The 21561-nt window shown below is 67.4% G+C and carries 18 protein-coding genes; 12 read left to right on the top strand and 6 right to left on the bottom strand.

The window, feature by feature from the left end; genetic code table 11:
• Positions 1-29 precede the first annotated feature (29 nt).
• The 3 genes from QZL87_RS13945 to QZL87_RS13935 are packed head-to-tail and all read left to right on the top strand — an operon-like array spanning position 30 to position 2548.
• Positions 30-974 (top strand): alpha-E domain-containing protein, encoded by a 945-nt coding sequence (locus QZL87_RS13945; protein WP_295320431.1) that lies wholly within the window; start codon positions 30-32, stop codon positions 972-974.
• Positions 975-976: 2 nt separating this feature from the next.
• Positions 977-1780 (top strand): transglutaminase family protein, encoded by an 804-nt coding sequence (locus QZL87_RS13940; RefSeq protein WP_295320430.1) that lies wholly within the window; start codon positions 977-979, stop codon positions 1778-1780.
• Positions 1781-1816: 36 nt separating this feature from the next.
• Complete coding sequence (locus QZL87_RS13935; RefSeq protein ID WP_295320429.1) at positions 1817-2548, top strand: peptidase; 732 nt, start codon at positions 1817-1819, stop codon at positions 2546-2548.
• Positions 2549-2681: 133 nt separating this feature from the next.
• On the opposite strand, the gene acs is transcribed toward QZL87_RS13935, so the two are convergent.
• A complete protein-coding gene (gene acs / locus QZL87_RS13930; RefSeq protein WP_295320428.1) occupies positions 2682-4646 on the bottom strand; it encodes an acetate--CoA ligase in 1965 nt (654 codons plus the stop codon).
• Positions 4647-4745: 99 nt separating this feature from the next.
• Between acs and QZL87_RS13925 the strand changes: the two genes are divergently transcribed.
• Complete coding sequence (locus QZL87_RS13925; RefSeq protein WP_295320427.1) at positions 4746-6245, top strand: aldehyde dehydrogenase family protein; 1500 nt, start codon at positions 4746-4748, stop codon at positions 6243-6245.
• 110 nt (positions 6246-6355) lie between these two features.
• Here the strand turns inward: QZL87_RS13925 and QZL87_RS13920 are convergent, their stop codons facing one another.
• The 3 genes from QZL87_RS13920 to fsa all read right to left on the bottom strand — a co-directional run bounded on the left by QZL87_RS13920 (position 6356) and on the right by fsa (position 9491).
• Complete coding sequence (locus tag QZL87_RS13920) at positions 6356-7849, bottom strand: acetyl-CoA acetyltransferase (RefSeq protein WP_295326902.1); 1494 nt, start codon at positions 7847-7849, stop codon at positions 6356-6358.
• A gap of 4 nt (positions 7850-7853) precedes the next feature.
• Positions 7854-8648 carry a crotonase/enoyl-CoA hydratase family protein gene (locus QZL87_RS13915; protein WP_295320426.1) on the bottom strand — a complete coding sequence of 265 codons (795 nt, stop codon included), beginning with the start codon at positions 8646-8648 and terminating at the stop codon, positions 7854-7856.
• A gap of 192 nt (positions 8649-8840) precedes the next feature.
• Complete coding sequence (gene fsa, locus QZL87_RS13910) at positions 8841-9491, bottom strand: fructose-6-phosphate aldolase (protein ID WP_295320425.1); 651 nt, start codon at positions 9489-9491, stop codon at positions 8841-8843.
• A 217-nt stretch (positions 9492-9708) separates the two neighbouring features.
• Here fsa and radA point away from each other — a divergent pair, with 217 nt between their 5' ends.
• The 4 genes from radA to QZL87_RS13890 all read left to right on the top strand — a co-directional run bounded on the left by radA (position 9709) and on the right by QZL87_RS13890 (position 13919).
• Complete coding sequence (gene radA, locus QZL87_RS13905) at positions 9709-11070, top strand: DNA repair protein RadA (protein ID WP_295320424.1); 1362 nt, start codon at positions 9709-9711, stop codon at positions 11068-11070.
• A 10-nt stretch (positions 11071-11080) separates the two neighbouring features.
• A complete protein-coding gene (locus QZL87_RS13900) occupies positions 11081-11626 on the top strand; it encodes a CvpA family protein (RefSeq protein WP_295320423.1) in 546 nt (181 codons plus the stop codon).
• Positions 11623-12051: an iron-sulfur cluster assembly scaffold protein gene (locus tag QZL87_RS13895; RefSeq protein ID WP_295320422.1), complete on the top strand. Its 429-nt coding sequence runs from the start codon at positions 11623-11625 to the stop codon at positions 12049-12051. The genes QZL87_RS13900 and QZL87_RS13895 overlap by 4 nt, the downstream gene beginning before the upstream one ends.
• 62 nt (positions 12052-12113) lie before the next feature.
• Positions 12114-13919: a cation:proton antiporter gene (locus QZL87_RS13890; RefSeq protein ID WP_295326899.1), complete on the top strand. Its 1806-nt coding sequence runs from the start codon at positions 12114-12116 to the stop codon at positions 13917-13919.
• A 117-nt stretch (positions 13920-14036) separates the two neighbouring features.
• Here QZL87_RS13890 and aroB read toward each other — a convergent pair whose 3' ends face one another.
• Together aroB and QZL87_RS13880 are read right to left on the bottom strand one after the other, a co-directional pair.
• Entirely contained in the window at positions 14037-15146 is a 1110-nt protein-coding gene (aroB, locus tag QZL87_RS13885) for a 3-dehydroquinate synthase (RefSeq protein ID WP_295320420.1), read from the bottom strand.
• Complete coding sequence (locus tag QZL87_RS13880) at positions 15134-15712, bottom strand: shikimate kinase (RefSeq protein WP_295320417.1); 579 nt, start codon at positions 15710-15712, stop codon at positions 15134-15136. The genes aroB and QZL87_RS13880 overlap by 13 nt, the downstream gene beginning before the upstream one ends.
• Positions 15713-15851: 139 nt before the next feature.
• Between QZL87_RS13880 and QZL87_RS13875 the strand changes: the two genes are divergently transcribed.
• From QZL87_RS13875 to QZL87_RS13860, 4 genes are all read left to right on the top strand, one after another.
• Complete coding sequence (locus tag QZL87_RS13875; protein WP_295320415.1) at positions 15852-17663, top strand: hypothetical protein; 1812 nt, start codon at positions 15852-15854, stop codon at positions 17661-17663.
• 149 nt (positions 17664-17812) lie between these two features.
• The gene (locus tag QZL87_RS13870; RefSeq protein WP_295320413.1) at positions 17813-18715 is read left to right on the top strand and encodes a tyrosine recombinase; all 903 of its coding nucleotides are present in this window, start codon (positions 17813-17815) and stop codon (positions 18713-18715) included.
• Between the two features lie 139 nt (positions 18716-18854).
• A complete protein-coding gene (locus QZL87_RS13865; RefSeq protein WP_295320411.1) occupies positions 18855-19802 on the top strand; it encodes an acetyl-CoA carboxylase carboxyltransferase subunit alpha in 948 nt (315 codons plus the stop codon).
• Between the two features lie 237 nt (positions 19803-20039).
• Positions 20040-21491 (top strand): M48 family metalloprotease, encoded by a 1452-nt coding sequence (locus QZL87_RS13860; RefSeq protein ID WP_295326897.1) that lies wholly within the window; start codon positions 20040-20042, stop codon positions 21489-21491.
• The last annotated feature ends 70 nt before the right edge of the window (positions 21492-21561 follow it).

The following is a 21561-nucleotide window of genomic DNA, read 5'->3' as shown; positions in this document are numbered from 1 at the left end:
CCCGCCTGCGGGAGGGGAGGGGCTTTAAGATGCTAGGGAAAACCGCAGGCTCGCTCTACTGGATGGCGCGCTATCTCGAGCGCAGCGAGAATAATGCGCGGCTGATCGACGCGGGGTTTCGCATCGCGCTGACGCGGTCGAGCACCGCGCGGTCCGAATGGCGCTCGGTGCTCGTCACCGCGGGGCAGGATTTCGGGTTCCGGCAGGCGCATGGCGAGGATTATACGTCGCAGCGCGTCGTCGATTTCCTGCTGCGCGATCCCGCCAACCCGTCGAGCATCCTGTCGGTCGTCAAGCAGGCGCGCGACAATGCGCGCACCGCGCGCACCTATCTGACGCGCGAGGTGTGGGAGGCGGTCAACACGAGCTGGATGACGCTCGGCGCGCTGCTCCGGCGGCAGGTGCGCGAGGACGATCTGCCCGACGTGCTCGCGGCGATCCGCCAGCAGAGCGCGCAGGTGGTGGGGGCCTTTTCGGGCACGATGCTGCGCAACGACGGCTATAATTTCGCGCGGCTCGGCACCTTCCTCGAACGCGCCGACAACACCGCGCGCATCCTCGACGTCAAATATTATCTGCTGCTGCCGTCGGTCGCGCATATCGGCAGCTCGATCGACAATGTGCAGTGGGAAACGATCCTGCGCTCGGTGTCGGCGCACCGTGCCTATCACTGGCTCTATGGGACCGAGATCAGCGCGCTCAAGATCGCCGAATTCCTGATCCTCTACAAGCAGATGCCGCGCAGTCTCGCCTTTTGCTGCGACCAGATGAACGATAATCTCGGTTTGTTGCAGCGCACTTATGGCGAGGAAACCGAAGCGGTGCGGATGGGCGCCGCGATCTGCCGCGACCGGCTCTCGCGTCCGATCGCGTCGATCTTCGACGGCGGGCTGCACGAGTTCATCACCGACTTCCTTCGCGCCAACGCCGCGCTCGCGCGGCAGATCGAGCGCGACTATCGCTTCGTGGAGTGACCATGCGGCTGCGCGTCGAACATATCACCCATTATCAATATGACGGCCCGGTCCGCTACGCGCTGCAGCAGCTCAAGCTGACGCCGAAGGAGCGGCCGGGGCAGCAACTGATCCATGGCTGGACGGTCGGACTCGAAGGCGGGGCGCAGCAGCTTCACTATACCGACCATCACGGCAATGGCGTCGATCTCGTCGCGGTGGACGGCGGCGCGCGCGAACTCGTCATCCGCTGCACCGGCGAGGTCGAGCTGGTGACGTGGGACGGCGTGATCGGGCCGCACCGCGGGGCGATGCCGCTCTGGACCTTTCTGCGCCCGACCCCGCTGACGCGCGCGGGGCGGGGAGTGCGCTCGCTGACCGCTGAGCTTGGCCGCGATTTCGCGAGCGATATCGAACGGGCGCATGCGCTGTCGGCGCTGATCCTCGACAAGCTGCCGTACCGGATCGGGGTCACCGATGCCGAGACGACCGCCGAACAGGCGTTCGCGGGGGAGGGCGGCGTGTGTCAGGACCATGCGCATATCTTCATCGCCGCGATGCGCCATCTGGGCCATCCGGCGCGCTATGTTTCGGGCTATCTGATGATGAACGACCGGACCCATCAGGATGCGACGCACGGCTGGGCGGAAGCGCATTTCGACCATATCGGCTGGATCGGCTTCGACGTGAGCAACGGCCATTCGCCCGACCGGCGTTATCTCCGCGTCGCGACCGGCTTCGACTATCAGGACGCCGCCCCGGTTCGCGGCATGCGTTATGGTGCGGCGCAGGAAAATCTGGTTGTCCAATTGCAGGTCCAGCAATAAGCGGACCGGAAAGCGGGGCAGGGACTACGGGATTCGATGACCTATTGCGTTGGCATGCGTTTGAACAAGGGGCTGGTGTTCATGTCGGACACCCGCACCAATGCGGGCGTCGACGACATCTCGCAGGTCCGCAAGATGCGCAGCTGGACGGTTCCGGGCGAGCGCGTCATCACGCTGATGTCGGCGGGCAATCTCGCGACGACGCAGGCCGTCGTCAGCCTGCTCGACGAGCGCACCAAGGCGCCCGAGGAACGGCATCCCTCGATCCTCGCCGCGCCGTCGATGTTCGCGGTGGCGACGATCGTCGGCGAGACGCTGCGCAGCATCGTGATGCGCCACAATGACGAGGGGCCCGCGGCGGAGTCGCTGTTCCGAGCCTCGCTGATCGTCGGCGGGCAGATCAAGGGCTCCGAACCGCGGCTGTTCCTGATCTATCCCGAGGGCAATTTCATCGAGGCGGGCGAGGACAATCCCTTCTTTCAGATCGGCGAGACGAAATATGGGCGGCCGATCATCGTGCGATCCTACGACCCCGCCATGTCATTCGAGGATTCGGTGAAATTGCTCTGTGTCTCGTTCGATTCGACGATCCGTGCCAATGCCGGCGTCGACTTGCCGATCGACCTCAAGATCCACGAGCGCGACGATTATACAACGGTCCGCGAACGACGCTTCGAGCGGGGCGACCCCTATTTCGAGAGCGTCGCGAACGGCTGGGCCGAGGCGCTGGGGATCGCGCTGGCGGAACTGCCGGATTTTCATTTTTAAAGAGCGACGCTGACGTAATAAGCCGCGTGTCCCCGCGAAGGCGGGAGCCCATCACCGGCCGGCGCCAAATCGAGCCGGCAGGAGATGGGTCCCCGCCTTCGCGGGGACAGGCGGCGTTATCAGCAGGCGGCGTTCAGCGGTTCTTCCGCCCGTCGATCAGCCCGTCCACCAGGCTCGGGTCGGCGAGCGTCGATGTATCGCCCAGCGACCCGAAATCATTCTCGGCGATCTTCCTGAGGATGCGCCGCATGATCTTGCCGCTCCGTGTCTTGGGCAGCGCGGGGGTCAGGTGGATATGGTCGGGGGTGGCGATCGGCCCGATCTCGGTGCGGACCTGCTGCTTGAGTTCGGCGGCGACCGCGTCGGTCGGCTCGACCCCGGCGTTGAGCGTGACATAGGCGTAGATGCCCTGGCCCTTGATGTCGTGGGGGAAACCGACGACCGCCGCCTCGGCGACGAGGTCGTGCAGGACGAGCGCGCTTTCGACCTCGGCGGTGCCCATGCGGTGGCCCGAAACGTTGATGACGTCGTCGACGCGGCCGGTGATCCGCCAATAGCCGTCGGCGTCGCGGCGGCAGCCGTCGCCGGTGAAATATTTGCCCCGATAGGTCGAGAAATAGGTCTGGATGAAGCGGTCGTGATCGCCCCACAGGGTGCGCGCCTGCCCCGGCCAGCTGTGCGTGATGCAGAGATTGCCCTCGGCCGCGCCGCCGCTCTGTTCGTCGACGAGCACGCCGCCCTCGGCATCGACGAGCTGCGGGCGGATGCCGAAGAAGGGCTTGCCCGCGCTCCCCGGCTGCATCGGATGCGCGCCGGGCAGGGTGGTGATCATGATGCCGCCGGTTTCGGTCTGCCACCAGGTATCGACGACGGGGACGCGGCCTTTGCCGACGGTCTGGTGATACCAGCGCCAGGCTTCGGGGTTGATCGGCTCGCCGACGCTGCCGAGCAGCCGGAGCGACGAGAGGTCGTGGCGCGTCACATAATCGTCGCCCTCGCGCATCAGCGCGCGGATCGCGGTCGGCGCGGTGTAGAGGATGTTGACCCTATGCTTGTCGACGACCTGCCAGAAACGGTCGTGGTCGGGGTAGTTGGGTACGCCCTCGAACATCAGGGTTGTCGCGCCGTTCTGCAGGGGGCCGTAGACGACGTAGCTGTGACCGGTGACCCAGCCGATGTCGGCGCTGCACCAGAAGATTTCGCCCTCGCGATAGTCGAAGCCGTAGAAGAAGGTCGAGGCGACCCACACGGCATAGCCGCCGACCGTGTGGAGCACGCCCTTGGGCTTCCCCGTCGAGCCCGAGGTGTAGAGGATGAAGAGCGGGTCCTCGGCATTCATCGGTTCGCACGGGCACGCATCGCCGACGTCGGCGGAGAGCGCGTCGTACCAATGGTCGCGGCCTTCCTTCATCGCGACGTCGCCGCCGGTGTGGGCGATCACCAGCACGGCCTTCACGTCGACGCGCTCCAATGCCTTGTCGACATTGGCCTTGAGCGGCACCACCTTGCCGCCGCGCAGTCCCTCGTCGGCGCAGATCACCCAGTCGCTGCCGCAATCCTCGATCCGGCCGTGGATCGCCTCGGGCGAGAAGCCGCCGAAGACGACGCTGTGGACCGCGCCGATGCGCGCGCAGGCGAGCATCGCCACCGCGCCCTCGGGGATCATCGGCATATAGATGGTGACGCGGTCGCCCTTTTGGACGCCCATCTTCTTCAGCGTGTTGGCGAAGCGGATGACGTCGGCGAGCAGCGCCTGGTAGCTGATGTGCCGGGTCTCGCCATCGGGGGCGTCGGGTTCGAAGATGATCGCGGTGCGTGTCCCATGGCCGGCGGCGACATGGCGGTCGATGGCGTTGTGGCAGAGGTTGAGAACGCCGTCCTCATACCATTTGATCGCGACGGGATCATAGGACCAGCCCGCGATCTTCGTCGGCGGGGCGATCCAGTCGACGCGTTTCGCCTGTTCGGCCCAAAAGGCATCGGGGTCCGCAATGCTCTGGGCATAGAGCCGGTCATAGTCGGCGGCGGTGCAGTGTGTGTTTGCGGCGGCGTCCGCGGGAACGGGAACCAGCGGTTCGGAGGGGGGCAGGTCGGACACGGCAAGATTCTCCCGCTTTCGATTTGACTCACTTGCTGGCTGCGATAACCCGCGAGCCGCAAACTGCAAGGCGCATGCGCGCTTATGAAGGGACGGAATATGGTTCAACTGGGCCAAGAGATAGGTGGACTGCTCGATGGGCTTGGCGTCGATCGCGCGCTGTGGACCGAAGGGTCGATGCCGTCGGTGACCCCGCTGACGGGCGAACAGCTCGGCATGGTGCGGATCGCCGATGCGGCGACGATCGATACGGTGCTGAACGGCGCGCGCGCGGCGTTCCGCGCGTGGCGCACCGTCCCGGCGCCGCGCCGCGGCGAACTGGTGCGGTTGTGGGGCGAGGAACTGCGCGCCGCGAAGGACGATCTCGCGAAGCTGGTGACGATCGAGGCGGGCAAGATCGCGTCCGAGGGTGCGGGCGAGGTGCAGGAGATGATCGACATCTGCGATTTCGCGCTCGGCCTGTCGCGCCAGCTGTATGGCCTGACGATCGCGACCGAGCGGCCGGGGCACCGGATGATGGAGGTCTGGCATCCGCTCGGCGTCGTCGGTGTGATTTCGGCGTTCAACTTTCCGGTCGCGGTGTGGGCGTGGAACGCCGCGCTCGCGCTTGTCTGCGGCAACAGCGTCGTGTGGAAACCGTCGGAAAAGACGCCGCTGACCGCGCTCGCGACGCAGGCGATTTTCGAACGCGCGGTCGCGCGCTTCGGCGACGCGCCCGAGGGCCTGTCGCAATTGCTCATCGGCGGTCGCGAAGCGGGCGAGGCGCTGGTCGATGACCGGCGGGTGGCGCTCGTCTCGGCGACGGGCTCGACGCGGATGGGCCGCGCGGTCGCGCCGCGCCTCGCGCAGCGTTTCGCCCGCGCGATCCTCGAACTCGGCGGCAACAACGGCGTGATCGTCGCGCCCTCGGCCGATCTCGATCTCGCGCTACGCGGCGTCGCATTCGGGGCGATGGGGACCGCGGGGCAGCGTTGCACGACGACGCGGCGCCTGTTCCTGCACGACGGCATTTATGACGGCTTCGTCGAAAGGCTGAAGGCCGCCTATGCCAGCGTCGGCGTCGGCAATCCGCTGGCGGGCGAGGTGCTCGTCGGGCCGCTGATCGACCGCGCGGCCTATGAGATGATGCAGGGGGCGCTGGCGGCTGCCAGAGCGGCGGGCGGCGTCGTGCATGGCGGCGAGCGGGTGGGCGAGGGCGAAAGCTTCTATGTCCGGCCCGCGCTCGTCGAGATGCCCGCGCAGATCGGGCCTGTGCTGGAGGAGACGTTCGCGCCGATCCTCTATGTCATGCGCTATGACGATCTCGACGCGGCGATCGAGCAGCATAATGATGTCGCGGCGGGCCTGTCGTCGGCGATCTTCACGACCGACATGCGCGAGGCCGAACGCTTTCTCGCCGCGAGCGACTGCGGGATCGCCAACGTCAATCTGGGGACGAGCGGCGCGGAAATCGGCGGGGCGTTCGGCGGCGAGAAGGAGACGGGCGGCGGGCGCGAGTCGGGATCGGACAGCTGGAAAGCCTATATGCGCCGCGCGACGAACACGGTGAATTATTCGGACGCGCTGCCGCTGGCGCAGGGGGTGAGTTTCGAGGTCTGAGTTCCCCTCCCGCTTGCGGGAGGGGTTAGGGGAGGGCGTGTAGCTCTCGCGCACCTCGATATTGAAACAGCCCCTCCCCCGACCCCTCCCGCAGGCGGGAGGGGAGAGGCTTACGCGCGCCAGCCATAGCCTTCGTCCAATGCGACGATCCGACCCTCGGTGCCAACCGGCTCCACCTTGCCGTCGGTCAGGAAGGCCAGCATCGCGGCGTCGCTCACATCGACATGCGCGAGCGTGCGCTTGCCTTCCGGCGTGCGCGCGACGACCACCCCCGCTTTCGGCGCACCGTCGCGCCCGTAGAACACGGTATAGCTCTCGATCGTCGCCGCCCCGGCATAATCCTCGATCAGCTCGGGCACCGCCCCGCGCTTCGCTTCGGCTTCGGCCTGATAGTCGAAATCCTGCGGGAAGCTCGCCGCCGCGATCGGCTCCTTCGCCAGCACGATGCAATGATTGTCGGTCGCGAAGCCGCCGTTGGCGAAGAGGAAGCCGGTGCGGCCCTCGTTGCGCAGTTTCTCGACCATCGAGACGATCGCGTGGCTCATATAATTGGCGATCGGGCCGCCGCCGAAGGTCAGCCCGCCGAACACGCTCGCGGGGCGATCCCACGGCCAGCCGAGGATGCGCCGCGCCATCTTGGGCACGCAGGGAAAGCAGCTGTAGAGTTCGACGCAGTCGAAATCACCGGCGGTCATGCCGTTGAGTTCGAGCGTGCGGGTGATCGACGTTTCCATGCTGACGCTGCCGTCGTAGCGGTCGCGGTGGAGGATGCTCGCGGGTTCCTTCGCGGCGGCGCCCATGCCGACGTAGATCAGCCGCTCCTCGGCGATCCCGCGCCGCCGCGCTTCGGCGAGGCTGGCGACGATAAAGCCCGCCCCCTGATTCACCGACGAATTGGCGACCATCAGCTTCGAATAGGGGAAGGCGATCGGGCGGTTGCGCTCGTCGATGCGGAGGATGTCGGCGGGCGAGGCTGGTTTCCTGATCCACGCGCCGTCGTTCGCCGCGGCGACTTCCGAAAAGCGCGACCAGATTTCGGCGCTTTCGAACTGCGCATCCTCGAGGCTTTCGCCCCATGCGGCGCGCGTCGCATTCTCGTAGAGCGGATAGACGTCGACCGGCGCGGCGAGGCCATGGCTTTGCGCATAATTGGGCTCGCGCCGCGTCGCGACCTTGCGCACCGCATTGTAGCTTTTGTCCTCGCCGCTCGCGGCCTTGGCGGCGCGGCCGGCGGCGGTGCGCAGGGCTTCGCCGCCGACGATCGCGGCGAGTTTGATTTCGCCCGCGCCGATGCGGTTCGCCGCCTCGTTGAGCAGGCGCACCGGGGTGTCGCCGTGCGGCGCGGCGGACTGATAGTTGATCGCGGGGCTCGCGCCGATCGCAGCGGCGAGCGGCTCGCAGAGCTTGCCGAGGTGGTGGAAGCTGATCTGGTCGACGATCGCGAGGCTGTCGATGTCGGCGAGTAGCACGCCTGCATCGTCGGCAGCGACTTTCAGCGCCGCGACCATCAGTCCGAGCGAATCGAGTCCCGCGTCGGGATCGTCGGGGCGATCGTTGACCTGCCCGACGCCGATGATGACGGGGATGCGTTCGGGATCGGTCATCATGTCAACGCGCTTTCCATTCGGGCTTGCGCTTTTGCGCGAAAGCCAGCGGGCCTTCGCGCGCGTCTTCGCTGCGCATCAGGACAGCGCGCTCGCGCGTATTATGTTCCCAATAGGGCGCGTCGGCGGCGATGCGGCCCTGCTCGATGCCGAGCGCGACGCGCTTCGACGCCTGCACCGACAGCGGCGCGTTGGCGGCGATCTTTTCGGCAAGTGCCAGCGCCGTCGGCATCAGATCGGCGAGCGGAACGACATGGTTGACGAGGCCATATTCGGCGGCGCGCGCGGCGGGGATCGGGTCGCCGGTCAGCATATATTCCATCGCGAGTTTCCTCGGTAACTGCTGCGCGAGGCGGAAGGCGCCGCCCGCCGCGGCGAACAGCCCGACCTTGACCTCGGGCAGCCCGAATTGCGCATGATCGGCGGCGACGATGATGTCGCTCATCAGCGCGATTTCGCACCCGCCGCCAAAGGCGAAGCCGTTGACCGCTGCGATGATCGGCTTCGAGATCGGGTGCGACACCATGCCTGCGAAACCCCACGCCTGCTGCGCCGGATCATCGGGGTAGAGGCTCTCGCCGCGCGACAGCGCGACGAGGTCGGCGCCCGCGCAGAAGCTCTTGTCGCCCGCGCCGGTGATGACGACGGCGCGGATCTCGGGGTCGTTCTCGGCCTCTTCGAGCGCGGAGCCGACGCCGATATGGACCGCGGCATTGACCGCGTTGCGCGCCTCGGGCCGGTTGATCGTGACGATCAGGATGTGGCCGCGGCGTTCGGTGAGGATGGTGGTGTCGGTCATCGCGAATCTCTCCCTTTCGGGCGAGTATCGCGGGAGGTTGACGTTTACGTCAACTGTAAAGGGTGACGGTACTCAAACAAGCCCTGTGCTCCCGCGAAGGCGGGAGCCCATCACCGGTCGGTGCTATTTTGAACCGGCAGGAGATGGGTCCCCGCCTTCGCGGGGACGCACAGCTATTCTATTTCGGCCGGATCAGATCGACTGCCCGGTCTTCGCCCAGTCGGCGAGGAAGCCTTCGATGCCCTTTTCGGTCAGGACATGCTTGAACAGCCCCTTGATCACCGACGGCGGCGCGGTCATCACGTCGGCGCCGATCTTGGCGGCTTCGAGGACGTGGATGCCGTGGCGCACGCTCGCGACGAGGATTTCGGTCGCGAAACCATAATTGTCGTAGATCAGGCGGATATCCGAAATCAGTTGCATGCCGTCGAAGCCATTGTCGTCGTGGCGGCCGACGAAGGGCGAGACGAAAGTCGCGCCGGCCTTGGCGGCGAGCAAAGCCTGCGTCGCCGAGAAGCAGAGCGTGACGTTGACCATCGTGCCGTCGCCGGTCAGCGCCTTGCACGTCTTGAGGCCGTCGATCGTCAGCGGCACCTTGATGCAGACATTGTCGGCGATCTTGCGGAGGATTTCGGCCTCCTTCATCATCGTCGCATGGTCGAGCGCGACAACCTCGGCCGAGACGGGGCCATCGACGATGGCGCAGATTTCCTTCGTCACTTCCTTGAAGTCGCGGCCCGACTTGGCGATCAGCGACGGGTTGGTGGTGACGCCGTCGAGCAGGCCGGTCGCGGCGAGTTCCTGAATGTCGGCGATTTCGGCGGTGTCGGCGAAGAATTTCATGGGATGGGCTTTCCTGTGGGAAGGTGATTCGGGATTGCTGCTCCCCTAGAGCAACGCGCGCGAAAACTGAACCGCCACCCTCCGTTCGTCATTGCGAGCGGAGCGAAGCAATCCAGAGCGGTGTACGCCGCCCTGGATTGCCGCGTCGCTACGCTCCTCGCAATGACGAGGGTGGAAAGGGCTGGAGTTCTTTGTTTGTTCCGTTTAAGCGCCGGCTATGGCAAAAGCGAAGCGTCAATATGTCTGCCAGAATTGCGGGGGCGTCTCGTACCGCTGGCAGGGGCAGTGCGCCGACTGCGGCGAATGGAACACGCTGGTCGAGGAGGCGGCGGAGACCGTCTTTTCGGCGAAGCACGACCTCAGCCGCGGCGGGCGCACGATCGCGCTCGAAACGCTCGATGCCGACAGCCGGATGCCCGAGCGGATGCTGTGCGGGATTGCCGAGTTCGACCGCGCATTGGGCGGCGGCTTCGTCGCGGGGTCGGCGACGCTGATCGGCGGCGACCCGGGGATCGGCAAGTCAACCTTGCTGCTGCAGGCGGCGGGGCGGCTCGCGAAATCGGGCAAGTCGGTCGTCTATATCAGCGGCGAGGAGGCGGCGGCGCAGGTGCGGCTGCGCGCGCAGCGGCTGGGGCTCGGCCAGGCGCCGGTTGCGCTCGCGAGCGCGACGTCGGTGCGCGACATATTGGCGACGCTCGACGGGCGCGATGCCGATTTCGTCGTGATCGATTCGATCCAGACGATGCACAGCGACCTGATCGACAGCGCGCCGGGAACGGTGAGCCAGGTGCGCGCGAGCGCGCAGGAACTGATCCGCTATGCCAAGGACAGCGACGCCGCGATCGTGCTCGTCGGCCATGTGACGAAGGACGGGACGATCGCGGGACCGCGCGTGCTCGAACATATGGTCGACACCGTGCTCGCGTTCGAGGGCGAGCGCAGCCACCAATACCGCATCCTGCGCGCAGTGAAGAACCGCTTCGGCGGCACCGACGAGATCGGGGTGTTCGCGATGGGCGAGGAGGGGCTGGGCGAGGTTGCCAATCCGTCGAGCCTGTTCCTGACCGACCGCAGCCGCGACGTGCCGGGGTCGGTGGTGTTTCCGGCGCTCGAAGGCACGCGGCCGGTGCTGGTCGAGGTGCAGGCGCTGACCGTCCGCCTCGCGAGCGGGGCGACACCGCGCCGCGCCGTCGTCGGTTGGGACAGCGGGCGGCTGGCGATGGTGCTCGCGGTGCTCGAAGCGCGCTGCGGGCTCCAGATGGGCGCCGCCGAAGTCTATCTCAACATCGCGGGCGGCTATCGCCTCACCGATCCCGCCGCCGACCTCGCGGTCGCCGCGGCGCTGATCTCGGCATTCAGCGAGCGGCCGGTGCCCGCCGATGCGATCGTCTTCGGCGAACTGTCGCTGTCGGGCGAGGTGCGGCAGGTGGCGCACGACGCCCTGCGTCTCCGCGAAGCGGCGAAGCTCGGTTTTTCGCGTGGATGGGGGCCGCAGGGGATGAAGGGCGTCGGCGGGATTTCGGTTACCGGTTTCGGCCGGCTCGGCGAACTCGTTGACCTGATGCTCGGGCGCGACTAGCGACCGGGAAATGGGAAGTCTGACGGCTCTGGATATCATCGTGCTGACGCTCGTCGGCGGCGGCGCGGTGCTCGGTTTTTCGCGCGGCCTGGTGCAGGAAGTGACGACGCTGCTGGCGTGGGTCCTCGCAATCGCGGCTGTGCGTTTCTTTCATCCGCTGGTCACCGACCTGCTCGCGGGCTGGGTCGGGGGTGAGGGCGGCGCGGCGATGCTGGCGTTCGTGCTGCTGTTCGGGGGCGTGTTCGCGCTCGCCAATTGGGGATCGCGCGCGATGGGACAGCGCAGCCGCGCGTCACTCGTCGGCGGGTTCGACCGCGGGCTCGGCGCGGGCTTCGGCGCGGTGAAGGGCCTGCTGATCGCGACGATCGGCTTCATGATCGTGACTTTGCTCTACGACATCGGCTATGGCAATGCGCAGCGCCCGGCGTGGATGACGGGCAGCCGCACCTATCCGGCGCTCAACGCGACGAGCGCGGCGATGAGCAAGGTGATCGCCGAACGGCGCGCCGAGGCGCGCGAGGCCGAAACCGAAGCCGCGAAGGACGACGCATCATGAGCGCGCCGCTCTATAATCGCGACATATTGGCGCTGGCGGTCGCGACCGCCGACTATCTGCCGCTCGACGATGCGCGGCACCGTGTCAGCAAGCGGGCGCCGCTGTGCGGCAGCGCGATCATCCTCGATCTCGACACCGACGATGCGGGCCGCGTGACGCGCGTCGGCCTGCATGTCGAAGCCTGCGCGCTCGGCCAGGCGTCGGCCGCGCTGCTCGCGCGTCACGCGCGGGGGCGGGGGCTCGCCGAAATCCGCGCCGCGCGCGAGCGGATAGCGGGCTGGTTCGCGGGCGAGGGCGAGCGGCCCGACTGGCCGGGCTTCGACCTGCTCGCTCCCGCGCGCGATTATCCCGCGCGTCAGGGGGCGATCCTGCTGCCCTTCGATGCCGCGATCGCGGCGCTCGAGGAGCGGGCGGCGGCGGCGTGACGCTGCTCGCGCTTACCGCGGCGGCATCCGAAGCGGCCGAGACGGCGACCGACACCGCGCTGATGGAAGGCGCGATCCTGCTCGGCGTCGCGACCCTGTTCGTGCTGATTTTCCGCCGGCTCGGCCTCGGCGCCGTGCTGGGCTATCTCATCGCCGGCGCGATCGTCGGGCCGCACGGGCTCGGTCTGGTCGGCGGCGGCGAATCGAAGCTGGCCTTCGCCGAGCTCGGCATCGCCTTCCTGCTCTTCCTCGTCGGGCTCGAGCTGTCGCCGCGCCGGCTGTGGCAGATGCGCCGCGCGATCTTCGGGATCGGCATGGTGCAGGTCGTGGCGACCGGGCTGGTGCTCACCGCGCTCATCCATTTGACGCTGGGGTTCAGTCCCGCGGCTTCGCTCGCGCTCGGCCTGCCGCTCGCGCTGTCGTCGACCGCGCAGGTGCTGCCGGGGCTCAAAAGCTCGGGGCGGATCAATTCGCCTTTCGGCGAAAAGGCCTTTTCGATCCTCCTCTTCCAGGATCTCGCGATCGTTCCGATGATCACGATCATCGCCGCCCTGTCGCGCGCGCCCGCCAACCCCGCGGCGCCGTCGGGCTGGCAGATGGCCTTTTTCACGCTGTGGGCGATCGTCGTGCTGGTGCTGGCGGGCCGCTTCGTCGTCAATCCGCTGCTCCGGGTCATCGGCCGCTATGGCGAGCGCGAATTGTTCGTCGTCGTCGGCCTGCTCACCGTGCTGGCGAGCGCGGCGCTGATGCACAGCCTGCACGTCTCGACCGCGCTCGGCGCCTTCGTTGCGGGCGTGATGCTCGCCGATTCGCCCTATCGGCACGAGATCGAATCGGACATCGAGCCCTTTCGTCTGATCCTGCTCGGCCTCTTTTTCCTCGCCGTCGGCATGGTGCTCGACGTCGGCGCGGTCATCGAGCGGCCGATGCTGGTGCTCGTGCTCGCGGCGGGACTGGTCGCCGTCAAATTTTCGGTCCTCACCGTGATCATCCGCCTTTTCGGCAAGCCCTGGAAAGCGGCGCTCGGCCTTGGCCTGCTCCTGAGCCAGGGCGGCGAGTTCGGTTTCCTGCTCTTCGCGCAGGCCGCCGACGCGATGCTCATCCAGCCCGAAGCCGCGAGCCTGTTCAGCGCCGTCGTCACCTTGTCGATGATCTCCACGCCCTTTCTGATGCTGTTCGCGCGCAACCTGGAATTCGCGCCCGAAACCGACGCGCCGGTGCTCGACGATCCCGCCGATGCGCCGCGGGGATCGGCGATCGTCGTCGGATATGGGCGGTTCGGGCAGATCGTGGCGCAAATGCTGCACGGCGTCGCCTGCTCGGTCACGCTGATCGACAAGAAGCCGAGCCAGATCGAGCTGTCGAGTCGCTTCGACACCAAGGTCTATTTCGGCGACGGGCTGCGGATCGATCTGCTCCGCCGGGCGGGGGGCGAGGAGGCGCGGCTGATCATCTTCTGCATGGATGACGCGTCGGTCGACGCCGACGCGATGAAGCCGATCGTCGAGGCGTTCCCGAACGCGAAGATATTGATGCGGGTGTTCGACAGGCGACAATTGCTTGCGATCGACGGATCGGGCGTCGACGGCGTCATCCGCGAAGTCTTCGAAAGCTCGATCGCGATGGGGTTGACGGCGCTTCGCCATCTGGGTGTCGATCCGGCCGAGATGGACGACGTCGAGGCGACCCTGCGCCACCTCGACGACACGCGGCTGCAGGCGCAGCTCGACGAGGGCGACCTGTCTGCGGGCATGGACCACCGTTTCAAGCCGGGCGGCGGGCGCGAGGCCGACAGCGTGCTCGAAAAATTCCGCCGCAAGCGGCAGGCAGCGAAAGCGGTCCGCGACGAGGATGAGGTAATGGGCTGAAAGGCATCGCCGGGCGCTGCGACAGGTGAGCAGGGGATGGCCGCTTTGGGGTGGAGAGCTGCCGTTCCTATAGCCGTCGCCCCCGCCTTCGCGGGGGCGACGTCCATTTTTGGGTCGTCAGCCCACTCTGCCCGCACCGTCCAGAAAGGCCGCGACGGCGTCGAGGCCATGTTCGTCGGTGACGAAGCTTTGCCCGATGCCGCGCGTCAGGATCAGCGGCAGCTTGCCGCCGCGCACTTTCTTGTCATGCGCCATATGCGCGGCGAGTTCGGCGCCGGGCGTGTTCACGCCCGCGCTCGCGAGGCTGTGCGGCAGATCGACGCTGGCGAGATGCGCACGCACCCGCTCGGCATCGGCGGCGGAGCAAAGGCCGTTCGCGGCCGAGAATTGATGCGCGAGCACCATCCCCGCCGCGACCGCCTCGCCGTGGAGCAGCCGGTCCGAATAGCCGGTCTCCGCCTCGAGCGCGTGGCCGAAGCTGTGGCCGAGGTTGAGCAGCGCGCGAATATCCTGCGTCTCGCGTTCGTCGGCGGCGACGATGCGGGCTTTGGCCGCGACGCTGTGCGCAATCGCCTTGTGGCGGGCTGCGCTGTCGCCCGCGAGCAAGGCTGCGCCGTTCGCTTCGCACCAGGCGAAAAAGTCGGCATCGTCGATCAGCCCATATTTGACGACCTCGGCATAGCCAGCGCCGAGTTCGCGGCGCGGCAGCGTTTCGAGCGTCGTGGGATCGATCACGACCATCGCGGGCTGGTGGAAGGCGCCGATGAGATTCTTGCCGGCCGGCACGTTGATCGCGGTCTTGCCGCCGACGCTGCTGTCGACCTGCGCGAGCAAGGTGGTCGGGACCTGGATGAAATGGCAGCCGCGCTTGACGATGCTGCACGCGAAGCCGACGAGATCGCCGATCACGCCTCCTCCCAGCGCAATGACATGGTCGCCGCGCTCGACGCCTTCGCCGATCAGCCATTCGGTGAGCCGCGCGAGCCCCGCCCAGCTTTTCGTGCCTTCGCCGGGGTCGAGGACGAAGGAGGAAAAGGAGATATTCTCCATCGCCAGCGACGTGCCGAGCGGGGTCAAATAATGGTCGGCGACATGGGCGTCGGTGACGATCATCGTCCGCGGGCGCTTCAGCAGCGGCGCGACATGCGTGCCGATTGCGCGGATCAGCCCGTCGCCGATCAGGATCGGATAGCTGCGAGCGCCCAGCTCGACGGTCAGCTCTTCCATTGCGGATCTTCCCATTTTGACAGGGCCTCCAGGATCGCGCGCACCGTATGGTCGTGCGGCGTGCTTGCCGAACTGACGCGCAGATGCGCCTCGGCGTAGATGGGGTTGCGGACTGCCGCCAGTTCGCGCAGCACCTCGCCCGGATCGCGGTCCTTCAAAAGCGGGCGGTGGCTGCGGCGCCCGACGCGGTCGACGAGGGTCGGGATGTCGGCGTCGAGCCAGATGCAGAGGCTGTCCTGCAGGATCAGCGCGCGCGTCTCCTCGTTGATGAAGGCGCCGCCGCCGGTCGCGAGCACCATCGGCTTTCCGGCCAGCAGGCGCGCGATCACGCGGCGCTCGCCATCGCGAAAATGCGCCTCGCCGAAGCGCGCGAAAATGTCGGAAATCGTCATGCCGGCGGCGCGTTCGATCTCGTCGTCGGCGTCGGCGAAGCGCATGCCCAGCCGCTGCGCGAGGCGGCGGCCGATCGTTGATTTCCCCGACCCCATCAGCCCGACGAGCACGATCGACCGGTCGCGGATCGACGCGGCGATGGCTGGCAAGGGGCTTTTCGGGTTTCGCGACATGGTGCGCGCGGCTATACCGCCCGTGCGGCGCGGAACAATGGTTTTGCGCGATATGGGACGAACGGCGGGCATGGGATATTGCGCGGGCCGGAATGATTGAGGTGAATGTGACCGACAAGATGGCCGAAGGCGCGACGCGATGAAGGAAAAGACGCTGTCGCTGACGTTGGGCCTGTCGGCCACGGCGCTCGCCGCCATATTGGTGCTGCCCGCGATCGCGCAGGAATCGCTGTTGCCCGAAGGGTTTGGCAACCCGGCGGAGGCGCCCGCGCCGCGCCCGTCGCCGACGCCGAGCGCGACCCCCACGCCAACCCCCGCGCCGGCCAACGGCACAGCTCCGCCGCCCGTCGCGCCGACGCTCGGCACGACCAATGTCGACGCGCCGGCCGACGAAGGCGAGGATGGCGAGGAAGGCGAAGAGGCCCAGACGGGCGGGCTGAAATATGACCTGCCGCCCGGCGCGCGCCGCCTGCTCACCCGCATCGGCCCGCTCACCCCCGAGACCGGGGGACTCGCCCCCGACGCCTTCGGGGTTCGCGGCCAATATGCCGCGGCGATCATGCGCAAGACGAGCGGCCGGCTCGCGTCGCGCTGGGGCCAGATATTGCTCCGCCGCGCGCTCGCCTCGGCGATCGACACGCCGTCGACGATCAACGGTGCGGACCTGGCGGCCGAGCGTGCGTCGCTGCTGCTGCGCATGGGCGAATCGATCACCGCGCGCCGGATCGTCCAGTCGGTCGACTATGACCGCGCGAGCCCGCGGCTCGTCGCCGCGGCGCAGCAGGTCTATCTCGCCAACGCCGATCCGGCGGGCATGTGCCCCTATGTGCCCGCAGGACTCGCGCATGGCGACGAGCAGGCGTGGCGCCTGTCGGCCGCGATTTGCGCGGGCCTGTCGGGCGAAGCCGGGCCGGCCGGCTGGGCCGTCAGCCGCGTGCGGTCGAGCGGCAGGATTTCGAACTTCGACATATTGCTCGCCGAACGCGTGCTCGGCGCGACCGGCGCGGGGCGGCGCTCGACGACGATCGAATGGGACAATATCGACCGGCTGACGAGCTGGCGCTTCGGCATGGCGACCGCAACCGCGGTCGAGGTTCCCGAGGCGCTGCGGACTTCGGCGCCCTATTATATGAAGGGCTGGGCGGTCCTCGCGCCGATGACCGACATGGCGGACCGCATCGCCGCGGCGCCCGAGGCGGCGGCGCGCGGCGTGCTGTCGAGCGAGGCCTATGTGTCGCTGCTGAGCGCGGCGGCGAGCGAGGAAGAGCCCGGCGAGGCGCTCGCGGCGCAGACCGATCAGCTTCGTGGTGCCTTTTCGCTCGCCACCGGCGCCGAGCGCTATGCCGCGATGGAGCAATTGTGGGGCGCGGGCGGCAGCGCGGCGCAAAGCTATGCCGCGATGGTCGCGACCGCGCGCGCCGCCGCCGCGCTTTCGCCGAACACCGAAACTGGCGGCGATCCGTGGCAGCTTTTGGGGTCGATGCTCGCGGGTGGTTATGACGCGAATGCGCTCGCGTGGGTTCCGGCCGTGTCGGTCGGCAGCCGGGCATGGGGCGTGCTCGCGGTCGGTTCGCCGCGGGCGCTCAGCGGGATGAGCGCGGATGCGGTCGAGCGGTTTTCGGACGATGACGACAGCGCCGGCACGCTGCGCTCGAAATTCCTGCTCGCGGGGCTGGCCGGCCTCGGGCGGCTCGATGCGAATGACGCGGCGTCGGCGGCGCGCGACCTCGACGTCGATCTGAGCAGGCAGACGCGCTGGACGCGCGCGATCATGGCGGCGGCCGAGCGGCGCGAGCCGGGCATGGTGGCGTTGCTGGCGGCCGCAGGGATGCAGGGCGAATGGTCGAAAGTGCCGCCCTATCACCTCTATCATATCGTCCGCGCGCTGCGCGAGGTCGGCTTGCCGTCCGAAGCGCGGATGATCGCCGCCGAAGCCCTGGTGCGTGTCTGAGTTTCTTTTGAAGGATGCGGCGCCAGCCCGCTCCCGTCCTTCGTGCGAGAAAATGTCCGGGGGACATTTTCGCCGGAGGGGCCGGCCTCCCATAGGCTACTATCGTTGGGGAGGCCGGGAGGGGGAGCGGGCTGGCGCCGCTTTCGTCAATGTCTGACGCCGCTTTAATCGGCCGCTTTCTGGAAATGATGGCGGCCGAGCGCGGGGCGTCACGCAACACGCTGGCGGCCTATCGCCGCGACCTCGAACAGGCGGCAGAGTGGGTCAAAGGCCCGCTCGGCGACGCCGATGCTGCGGCCTTGCGCAAATTGATGGCGGATTACCGGTCGCTTGCCGCAAGCAGCGCGGCGCGCAAATTGTCGGCGTTGCGGCAGTTCTTCGCTTTCCTGCTGGACGAGGGCGAGCGGGCGGACAATCCGGCGCTCGACATCGCGAGGCCCGCGACGCGGCGGCCGTTGCCGCGCATCCTGACGCACGCCGATGTCGAGCGGTTGTTCGAGCGAGCGGGCGAGGAGGCTTCGGGGGAAGCGCCGCCCGCGAGCGCGGTGCGGATGCTGCTATTGCTCGAACTCCTCTATGGATCGGGGCTCCGCGCGAGCGAACTCGTATCGCTTCCGCGCCGCGCCGTGGCGGGCGAGCGCGAATATCTGATCATCCGCGGCAAGGGCGACAAGGAACGGCTGGTGCCCTTGTCCGAACGCGCGCGCGCGGCGTTCGATCGCTGGCTGCCGCTGCTCGCCGACGGATCGCCCTGGCTCTTCCCGTCGGGCAAGGCGCATATCTCGCGCGTGCGGCTGTTCCAGATGCTGCGCGAACTCGCCGCGCGCGCCGGGATCGATCCGGCCGCGATCAGTCCGCATGTGCTGCGCCATGCCTTTGCGACGCACCTTCTGGAGGGCGGCGCCGATCTGCGTGCGCTGCAACTGATGCTCGGCCATGCCGACATCGCGACGACCGAGATTTACACGCATGTCGATAGTCGCCGCCTCGTCGAGCTGGTCAACAGGCGGCACCCGCTGGCGCGGATGGGCGTCGATGGAGATGGCGCATAGGAAGAACGTCGGCCCCGCGAAGGCGGGGGCCGCTGGAGAAATAGCGCAAGGCCGATTACGGCCCCCGCCTTCGTGGGGCCGACGGATTCTCCTTTTGGCAGACGTTGACCTCGCTCGGCCTTCGTCCTAGCGACTCCGCATGACAGCCTTTCTGGACTTCGAAAAACAGGTCGCCGCGCTCGATCGGCAGATTGCCGAATTGCGCGAAATGGGTGACGATCCGTCGCTCAACATCGACAACGACATTGCGCGGCTGGAGGACAAGTCCTCGAAACTGCTGCGCGAAATCTATGCCAAGCTGACGCCGTGGCAGAAGACGCAGGTCGCGCGGCATCCCGACCGTCCGCATTTCAAACATTATGTCGCCGGCCTGTTCGACGACTGGATGCCGCTGGCGGGCGATCGTAATTTCGGCGACGACCAGGCGATCCTCGGCGGGCTCGCGCGCTTTCGCGGGCGCCGGGTGATGGTGATCGGTCATGAAAAGGGCGACGACATCCCGTCGCGCATGAAGCATAATTTCGGCATGGCGAAGCCCGAAGGCTATCGCAAGGCGATCCGCCTGATGCAGCTCGCCGACCGCTTCGGCTTGCCGGTGGTGACGCTGGTCGACACCTCGGGCGCCTTTCCTGGCATCCAGGCCGAGGAGCGCGGGCAGGCCGAGGCGATCGCGCGCTCGACCGAGCAATGCCTCGCGCTCGGCGTGCCGATGGTCGCGGCGGTGGTCGGCGAGGGCGGTTCGGGCGGCGCGATCGCGCTTGCCGCGGCGAACCGCGTGCTGATGTTCGAACATGCCGTCTATTCGGTGATCTCGCCCGAGGGCTGCGCCTCGATCCTGTGGCGCACGTCGGACAAGGCGGCCGACGCCGCCGCGGCGATGAAGATGTCGGCACAGGACCTGCTCGGCCTCAAGGTCATCGACCGGATCGTCCCCGAACCCGTCGGCGGCGCGCACCGCGCGCCCGACGTCGCGATCGCGTCGCTGGGCGATGCGATCGAGCAGGAACTGGGCGCGCTGACAGGATTGCCGCGCGACACTTTGCTCGCCGCGCGCGAGGAAAAATTTCTCGCGATGGGACGGGCCTGACCGGCCGGAACCGAAAAGCGCAGGCTGGCGTTTCCTTTCCAGCTATGGCTATTTTTATCCACCGTTCGCCCTGCGCTTGTCGAAGGGCTGTCCATTCTCTTTGCCTCGGCTGAAGAAAGGACGGTGCTTCGACAAGCTCGGCACGAGCGGGTTTGTTGAATGACGGTAAGACAGGGAGGCGCGTTGATGGCCCGGATGACGATGACGGCGCTGGCATTGATTCTGGCGGGCTGCGCGATGACGGGGGGCAGCAGCCCCGCCGATGCGCAGCTGAAAGCGATCAAGACCCAGACGAATATTTCGCCCGCCGAGCGCAAGCAGGGCGACGAGGCGCACCCGCAATTGCTCCAGGAATTCGGCGGCGCATATAAGGGGCCGCAGGCGGCCTATGTGAACCGCGTCGGGCAGAATATCGCGGTGCAATCGGGCCTGTCGCGCTCGCCCAGCGATTTCACCGTCACTTTGCTCAACTCGCCGGTGAACAACGCCTTCGCGATCCCCGGCGGCTATGTCTATGTCACGCGCCAGCTGATGGCGCTGATGAACGACGAGGCCGAGCTGGCCGGCGTGCTAGGACACGAGGTCGGCCATGTCGCCGCGCAGCACAGCAAGAAGCGCCAGTCGGCGGCGACACGCAACACGATCCTCGGCGTGCTCGGCGCGGTGCTCGGCGGCGCGATCGGTGACAATGGCGGCCTGCTCGGCGGGCTCGGCGGGCTGCTCCAGAATAATTCGATGCGCGTCGCGCAGCTCGCGACGCTGGGCTTCTCGCGCAGCCAGGAATTGCAGGCCGACCAGCTCGGCGTTCAGTATCTCAGCAGCGCGGGTTACGACCCGCTCGCGCTGTCGACGATGCTCGCGAGCCTCGCCAACCAGACCAACCTCGACGCGCGCCTGTCGGGCGGCGACGCGCGCTCGCTGCCCGAATGGGCGAGCACCCACCCCGACCCCGCCTCGCGCGTGCGCAATGCGCAGTCGCTCGCCAGTCGCGTCGGCGGGCGCGGCGGCATGCGCAACGCGGATGCCTTCCTCGCCTCGGTCGACGGCGTGCTGTACGGCGACGACCCGGCGCAGGGCGTCGTCGAAGGCCGCGATTTCCTGCACCCCGATCTGAAACTGCGCTTCACCGTGCCGAACGGCTATGGGATGCAGAATGGCACCGACGCGGTATCGATCAGCGGCAATGGCGGGCAGGCGCAATTTTCGACCGGACCCTATAATGGCGACATGAACGCCTATATCTCGGCGGTTTTCCGGGCGGTCGCCGGCAATGCTTCGATCAGCCCGAGCGCGATCCAGCGCACGACGGTGAACGGCATTCCGGCGTCCTATTCGACCACGCGCGTGAACAGCCAGTCGGGTCAGGTCGATGTCACCGTCTTCGCCTATGAATTTTCGCGCGGGCAGGCCTTCCACTTCGTCACGCTGACGAAAGCAGGCGGCAGCGGAGTCTTCAATTCGATGTTGGGCAGCGTCCGGCGGCTGAGCACCGCCGAGGCGGCAGCGATCCGGCCGCGGCGGGTCGACGTCGTTACCGTTGGCCGCGGTGACACCGTCGCCAGCCTGGCGCGGCGGATGGCGTACAGCAATTATCAGACCGAACGCTTTCAGGTGCTCAACCGCCTGACCGCATCGAGCCGGCTGACGCCGGGGCAAAAGGTCAAGGTCGTGGTCTACGCGAACCGATAAGTCCGAAAGCACGAAAAAGGGCGGTGGGATGACCCACCGCCCTTTCCGATGTCGGTGCAGGCCGCAATAG

It is taken from the genome of uncultured Sphingopyxis sp., from assembly GCF_900078365.1.
Taxonomy (GTDB): Bacteria; Pseudomonadota; Alphaproteobacteria; order Sphingomonadales; family Sphingomonadaceae; genus Sphingopyxis.
This window is presented reverse-complemented; position numbering and strand designations above follow the sequence as displayed.

Excerpts from the sequence above, each read along its gene's own strand:
- QZL87_RS13945 (WP_295320431.1), top strand. The coding sequence starts at position 30 with ATGCTAGGGAAAACCGCAGGCTCGCTCTACTGGATGGCGCGCTATCTC.
- QZL87_RS13940 (WP_295320430.1), top strand. The coding sequence starts at position 977 with ATGCGGCTGCGCGTCGAACATATCACCCATTATCAATATGACGGCCCG.
- QZL87_RS13935 (WP_295320429.1), top strand. The coding sequence starts at position 1,817 with ATGACCTATTGCGTTGGCATGCGTTTGAACAAGGGGCTGGTGTTCATG.
- QZL87_RS13925 (WP_295320427.1), top strand. The coding sequence starts at position 4,746 with ATGGTTCAACTGGGCCAAGAGATAGGTGGACTGCTCGATGGGCTTGGC.
- QZL87_RS13920 (WP_295326902.1), bottom strand. The coding sequence starts at position 7,849 with ATGACCGATCCCGAACGCATCCCCGTCATCATCGGCGTCGGGCAGGTC.
- QZL87_RS13915 (WP_295320426.1), bottom strand. The coding sequence starts at position 8,648 with ATGACCGACACCACCATCCTCACCGAACGCCGCGGCCACATCCTGATC.
- fsa (WP_295320425.1), bottom strand. The coding sequence starts at position 9,491 with ATGAAATTCTTCGCCGACACCGCCGAAATCGCCGACATTCAGGAACTC.
- radA (WP_295320424.1), top strand. The coding sequence starts at position 9,709 with ATGGCAAAAGCGAAGCGTCAATATGTCTGCCAGAATTGCGGGGGCGTC.
- QZL87_RS13900 (WP_295320423.1), top strand. The coding sequence starts at position 11,081 with ATGGGAAGTCTGACGGCTCTGGATATCATCGTGCTGACGCTCGTCGGC.
- QZL87_RS13895 (WP_295320422.1), top strand. The coding sequence starts at position 11,623 with ATGAGCGCGCCGCTCTATAATCGCGACATATTGGCGCTGGCGGTCGCG.
- QZL87_RS13890 (WP_295326899.1), top strand. The coding sequence starts at position 12,114 with ATGGAAGGCGCGATCCTGCTCGGCGTCGCGACCCTGTTCGTGCTGATT.
- aroB (WP_295320420.1), bottom strand. The coding sequence starts at position 15,146 with ATGGAAGAGCTGACCGTCGAGCTGGGCGCTCGCAGCTATCCGATCCTG.
- QZL87_RS13880 (WP_295320417.1), bottom strand. The coding sequence starts at position 15,712 with ATGTCGCGAAACCCGAAAAGCCCCTTGCCAGCCATCGCCGCGTCGATC.
- QZL87_RS13875 (WP_295320415.1), top strand. The coding sequence starts at position 15,852 with ATGAAGGAAAAGACGCTGTCGCTGACGTTGGGCCTGTCGGCCACGGCG.
- QZL87_RS13870 (WP_295320413.1), top strand. The coding sequence starts at position 17,813 with ATGTCTGACGCCGCTTTAATCGGCCGCTTTCTGGAAATGATGGCGGCC.
- QZL87_RS13865 (WP_295320411.1), top strand. The coding sequence starts at position 18,855 with ATGACAGCCTTTCTGGACTTCGAAAAACAGGTCGCCGCGCTCGATCGG.
- QZL87_RS13860 (WP_295326897.1), top strand. The coding sequence starts at position 20,040 with ATGACGGGGGGCAGCAGCCCCGCCGATGCGCAGCTGAAAGCGATCAAG.